Raw genomic sequence first — 747 nt, forward strand, 5'->3', positions numbered from 1 at the left:
AAGACCTTTACGATCTTCCACTAAAAGAGCTCAAAGACATTCCTACGGTTTCAGGAAGTTTGCGTGAAGCACTTGAAGCACTTGATAAAGACCGTAGCTTTCTTAAAGCTGGTGACGTTTTTGACGATGATCAGATTAATTCTTTCATTCAAGTAAAAATGCAAGAAGTTTTACGTTACGAAACAACTCCACATCCCATCGAATTCGATATGTACTATTCTGTTTAAATAAAAGTCATTCTTTTTGATTTAAAAATAGAAGTTAAATCTCCATTTTTGTGGGTATTATTCTCATCAAAGAGCACAAATAACTTTTTGCTTATGTGCTTTTACTTTATAAGTTTATTTAAATTTCTTCAAATCAATTATAAGGTTTCCAATGCTGCGAACTCGTAATCTTTTTCCTATTTTTTTATGCATTGCCTTTATTATCTCAATAACTCAAGCTTATACAATTACAAGTCCAAAACTTATAGCCTTTGAAAAAGCAGCATCTGCATACAGTAAAGCACTTCAAAATGCCGATGCAAATGCCATTTTAAATGCTATCCCCCCCCAAATCATCAACAGCTTAATGGCCAAAAAAAATCTCAGTAAATCACAATTCCAACAAATCATGAAAAGCCAAATACAACGATTGGCAGAAAATTATAAGATTGAAAGTATACAAATCAACCAAAAGCAAAAACGTGAAGGAAAACTTGATAATGGTATTCCTTATTTCGTTATACCTGTGAACTTTATAACC

Annotated in this window: 1 protein-coding gene and 1 pseudogene; both read left to right on the forward strand. The window is 32.3% G+C overall.

The window, feature by feature from the left end; all coding sequences use genetic code 11:
• Nucleotides 1-227, forward strand: a pseudogene (gene glnA / locus ACFINS_RS10215) (glutamine synthetase); the annotation flags it as partial.
• 151 nt (nt 228-378) lie between these two features.
• A partial coding sequence (locus tag ACFINS_RS10220; RefSeq protein WP_375706204.1) for a hypothetical protein occupies nt 379-747 on the forward strand: 369 nt, incomplete at its 3' end.

The sequence above is a fragment of the Bartonella sp. AA2SXKL genome (assembly GCF_042197205.1).
In the GTDB taxonomy this organism is placed as follows: domain Bacteria; phylum Pseudomonadota; class Alphaproteobacteria; order Rhizobiales; family Rhizobiaceae; genus Bartonella.